The sequence below is a fragment of the Halobaculum sp. EA56 genome (assembly GCF_051195075.1).
Lineage (GTDB): Archaea > Halobacteriota > Halobacteria > Halobacteriales > Haloferacaceae > Halobaculum.
Genome location: NZ_JBNTJX010000096.1, coordinates 1 through 1,146, shown reverse-complemented (window position 1 = coordinate 1,146; position 1,146 = coordinate 1). Strand labels below are relative to the sequence as shown.

2 protein-coding genes are annotated in these 1,146 nt (G+C 74.3%); both read right to left on the bottom strand.

Annotation, left to right across the window (positions count from 1 at the left end; translation table 11 throughout):
• Positions 1-151 (bottom strand): DUF7520 family protein (locus ACQUQ1_RS22310; RefSeq protein WP_435066373.1); only part of this gene is annotated, 151 nt, incomplete at its 3' end.
• A 309-nt stretch (positions 152-460) separates the two neighbouring features.
• The gene (locus ACQUQ1_RS22305) at positions 461-892 is read right to left on the bottom strand and encodes an SHOCT domain-containing protein (protein WP_435066372.1); all 432 of its coding nucleotides are present in this window, start codon (positions 890-892) and stop codon (positions 461-463) included.
• Positions 893-1,146: the final 254 nt, after the last annotated feature.

Below are 1,146 nucleotides of genomic sequence, written 5' to 3'. Positions count from 1 at the left end.
GGGCGCTCAGCCCGTCGACGAACGTCGCCACGAGCACGCCGGCGACGGCGCCGACGCCGACGAGGACGGCGTACAGCGCGAGGACGATCCTGGGCCCGTCGCGGCGCTCCTGCCCGCCGGATACCCCGTCGGCGTCGGTCGATGCGGTCACGGCCGTCGATCCGGGCGGGCCGCGAATAGGGGTTGCGCTCGGCGGTCGCGGGGCCCGCCGGCGACCGGGCAGGCGGGTCTCAAGCGGTCGCGCCGGGGCGGGGCGCGGCCCGGACGACGGGGCTTTTGTCCCCGCGTCCCCCAGGCTCGGGTATGAGCGATAAGGACCTCCTCGGGATCGTGCTCGGCGGCATCGCACTGCTCATGTTCGCCACCGGGCTGATCCTCGTATTCCAGTAAGGCCGGACGTTCCCGCCCGGGCGGAACCGACCCGGACCGGACCCGGGTCGGTCGGGACGCGTCGAACGGGTCAGTTCCGTGCCGACTCGACCTCCGGGGAGTCGTCGGCGTCGCGGGAGGCCGTCCACTCCCCCGCCTCGACGCCCACCAGCGTCTCGACGCGTCGCTCGAACTCCTCCTCGGTGAGCTCGCCCGCCGCGTACCGCCGCTTCGCCGCCTCGACGGACGCCTCGCCGGCGGCTGCGCCCGGTGTCGACCGCTCCGTCCCGGACTCCGGCGCGGCGAGGACCGCGCCCGCGACGGCCGCGACGACCACCGTCGCGACCCCGAGTCCCCAGGTGAACAGCGTGTAGGGGTCGCCGCTGAGGGGGCTGCTCGCCATCCTGGCGGTCGCGTACAGCAGTCCGCCCGCCGCGACCGCGGCGACGGTCGCGACCGCGACCCGCGCGCGCCGTCCGTCCGGGGTGAAGCGGGCGAAGCTGTCCTGTAGTGGAGGGCTCATGGTCCGGGCGTAGCGGCGCGACGGTTTTGAAGCTTGTCGGGTCGCCACGGAGCGCCCCGCTCGCGGTCGCTCCCCTGTGGAGCGGTCGGAAACACGGACGGGATCCTCGAATCCGCTCGCGGGGACCTCCCGCGTCGTTACTCGTCGTCGGTCCCGCCGTCAGCTGTCACCTCTTCGCCGCCGTCGGTCGCCGCCAGCGAGGTCTCCCGCTTCGCGTCGAACCAGTCCCACTCGGCGGTGTTGAGGTCAGTCGC

Excerpts from the sequence above, each read along its gene's own strand:
- ACQUQ1_RS22305 (WP_435066372.1), bottom strand. The coding sequence starts at position 892 with ATGAGCCCTCCACTACAGGACAGCTTCGCCCGCTTCACCCCGGACGGA.